Genomic DNA, 3,100 nt, shown 5'->3' on the forward strand with positions numbered 1-3,100 from the left:
GCGAGTCTGAACGAAAAAGCGGTGATAGCGCAGGTACTTTTGCTTTCATAAAAACTAAATATATCTTTATTTTATACAAAACAAAATAATGATGTGGATGTCTCTCCATTCATCTGGTGTCGCCCTTCCTGCCGCGCCCGGCGATATGGTGATGACAATTCGAGGGAGTAAGAACATGAACAAGTCACTGTTCTGGATTTATGTGGTTTTGTCGATCGTCGGCCTTGTCACTGCCTGGATCTTCAACGGTCTTGCTACATGAACGCCTGGTTCGGCACTGCAGTGGACTGGGTGCTTTCGGCAGACTTCACCGTCGTGGCAATTGCCGTTGTGGTGTTCATGATCACTGAAGCTCGTCGACTCAAGATGAAGCGCGTTTGGCTCTACATCCTGCTTTCCGGTGTCACCGCAATGGCATTCACCTTCCCGCTGTTTATGGCCATGCGTGAACGTCAGCTGGCAAAGATTTCTTCAACACAGATTGCTGTCTAGGCTGAAGTCATGGCGAACAACAACTCCATCAAGAGCATTGGCTCCACTAACTCCGTGCTGAGCATCATGTCGAGCATCGCGTTCCTGGGATTGATGGCTTCTCGGAACCGTCGAAAGAAGTAGTTCTCTTCGTTTTTCCTCACCTTTCGGGGGAATAGCCCCTTTCTCAGGTTTTCTCCGGTAGAAATAGGTCATGAGCGTGCGAACTCCTGATCCCAACGGCGGCTGGCTAAGTGATGACGAACTCTCCTCCATCCGCCGCCGACTTCCCCTTCTCTATGTCGAGGCTGTTCCTGTCCGCGTAGACGGCCTCGGTGTTGTCACCGAGGTGGGACTGTTGTTGCGCGCTAATGCCACCGGTGAAATGACCCGAACAATTGTCTCGGGCCGAGTGATGTATGGCGAAACACTGAGAGAAGCTTTGTTCCGTCACTTGGAGAAGGACCTTGGTCCGATGGCTTTCCCACTTCTGCCGGCTAACCCCAATCCTTTCCACGTTGCCGAGTATTTCCCTCTGCCAGGCATCTCCCAGTTCACTGATGAGCGTCAGCATGCTGTGTCTTTGGCCTATGTCGTTCCCGTCACGGGAACATGTGATCCTCGTCAAGATGCGCTCGAAATCACCTGGCTGACTCCTCGTGAAGCAGCCAGCGACGCCGTCTCTGCCGAGATGGAAGGCGGTCGCGGAGCACTTCTCCGCGCAGCTTTAGCCTCCGTCGGTGCGCTGAACTAGCACTAACTGTGAATAGGGGGAGAAACCCCCGGTTTGTACTTTTGCCCTAAATTTTCGCCAAAATCTGCCCATATACTTGTAAAGACTGTTTATTCTGGCTTGTTTGGCGAAAGGACACCGTGGATAACGATCTTCCCGTTGTGCTTGCCAAGAGGGGTTTGGACCCCGAGCAAGTCAATGTCGCACTGGGTGACGTCCAGGTCGAGGTATCTCGCCTGGAGTCAGAGCGCGCTGAAATCGATAAGCGCATTGACACTCTGACCCGCGAAATCGCTGAGGTCCGCAGTGCGTTGAAGCGCGCGAGTGCAAAGCCTTCATTCTCTGACTTGGGCGCTGCTTTTGAGCAGACTCTTCGTGTTGCCGAAGAGCAAGCCGGCAAACTCATCGCTGATGCACAAACCGCCAGCACTAACACTCGTCGCGCTGCTGAAGCAGATGCTGCGTCGGTCACTGAAACCGCTGAGAAGCAGGCGACCAAGGTTGTTTCAGATGCAGAGAGTCGTGTTGAACGACTTCTCAAGGAGTCTGAAAAGAAGTTTGAAGACACCCTCAAGGTTGCTCGTGCAGCTCTTGTGAAGGCAGAGGCAGAGTTTGCCAAGGCACAGCAAGAAGCAACTGCCATCACGGCAGAGGGTGAGCGCAAGCGCGCCAACCTGGAAGCAGACCTTGCTCGTGAAATAGATCAGTCACGCGGTGAGATCGCCACTCTTCGCCAGCTTCACGAACGTGATCAACGACGTATCAGTGACGAGGTAGATGCTGCTCGTGCCAAGGCAGAGCGTGAAAGCACTCGCCTTGCTACCGAAAACGAGGCATACATCCGCCACCTCCTTGAGGATTCACAGCAGCAGCTCGACGAAGCACGCCTGCGTGCCCGCGAGATGGTTGTGGAAGCACAGAAGAACTTTGGCCAGGCTCGTCAAGATGGTGTTGCACTGGTTCGCGAAGCACGTGAAACTGCTGCGGGCATCGTTCGCCGTGCTCGTGCTCGTGCCCAGACTCTGACCGAGCGTCTTGAAGAACGTAACGCAGAATTGCTGGCTAACAGTGAGCAGATCGTCGAAGATCTGTCCTTCGAGCGCGAAGCTGTTGAAGCGTTCAACTCGGAGCTACGCATCATCTCGATGAGTGATCGTGTTTCCGACGAGGCAGAGATGCCCTATGACTTTGACGCTGAGCTCCCTTCCGATCAGGAGCTCACTGCAGAAACTTTCGACATGAATGATGATTCCGTGTCTCCTGAAAAGTCGGAAGGCTAGGGATAACTCATGGATATCACTCGTAACTTCCGCACCGTTCGTAAGAACGGTTATGACCCTGCTGACGTCAAGCGCGCATTCCGCGATGCTGAGTCACGAGTTGAAGAACTCCTGCAAACCACACGTTCTGGTGTGGCAACAGTGGACAAGCTCGAGCGTGAACTCGCTGACATGCGCGATGCTCTTCGTCGTTCCAACGCTAAGCCCACCTTCGCTGATCTTGGTTCTGCATTTGAGCAGACCCTGCGCGTTGCTGAAGAACAAGCAGACAAGATGGTTGCAGACGCTGACGCTGACGCCAAGGTCGTTCGTGAATCTGCGCGTGCTCTTGCTGACCAGGTCAACCGCACTGCTCGTAACAAGGCAAATTCTTTACTCAATGTGACCGAGGCCCAGATCGAAGACAAGCGTCTGGAAATTGAACGCGAAGTTTCTCAGCTGACCATGGAAGCAGAGACGCTGGTCCTTCAGGGTCAGACTCTGAAAGAAACTGCAATGCGCCGCGAGGCAGCCCTTGTTGCTGAAGCAGAACGTGACGCTGCTGAAGTTCGTTCGCGACTTCACCAGGAAATTGAGGACGTCAAGACCGAGCTGGAAACCTTACGCCAGATTGCTG

At 53.6% G+C, this 3,100-nt stretch carries 4 protein-coding genes and 1 pseudogene; all 5 read left to right on the forward strand.

Features of this window, described 5'->3' with window-relative positions; translation table 11 throughout:
* Positions 1-97: 97 nt before the first annotated feature.
* Positions 98-262 carry a hypothetical protein gene (locus RR877_RS10185; protein ID WP_332628160.1) on the forward strand — a complete coding sequence of 55 codons (165 nt, stop codon included), beginning with the start codon at positions 98-100 and terminating at the stop codon, positions 260-262.
* Complete coding sequence (locus tag RR877_RS10190; protein ID WP_332628162.1) at positions 259-492, forward strand: DUF2834 domain-containing protein; 234 nt, start codon at positions 259-261, stop codon at positions 490-492. Before RR877_RS10185 ends, RR877_RS10190 begins: the two co-directional genes overlap by 4 nt.
* Before the next feature lie 193 nt (positions 493-685).
* Positions 686-1,225 (forward strand): NUDIX hydrolase family protein, encoded by a 540-nt coding sequence (locus tag RR877_RS10195; RefSeq protein ID WP_110232707.1) that lies wholly within the window; start codon positions 686-688, stop codon positions 1,223-1,225.
* Between the two features lie 119 nt (positions 1,226-1,344).
* Positions 1,345-2,484 carry a hypothetical protein gene (locus tag RR877_RS10200; protein WP_332628164.1) on the forward strand — a complete coding sequence of 380 codons (1,140 nt, stop codon included), beginning with the start codon at positions 1,345-1,347 and terminating at the stop codon, positions 2,482-2,484.
* A 9-nt stretch (positions 2,485-2,493) separates the two neighbouring features.
* Positions 2,494-3,100: pseudogene (locus RR877_RS10205) on the forward strand (hypothetical protein); the annotation flags it as partial.

It is taken from the genome of Aurantimicrobium sp. (genome assembly GCF_036667855.1).
In the GTDB taxonomy this organism is placed as follows: domain Bacteria; phylum Actinomycetota; class Actinomycetes; order Actinomycetales; family Microbacteriaceae; genus Aurantimicrobium.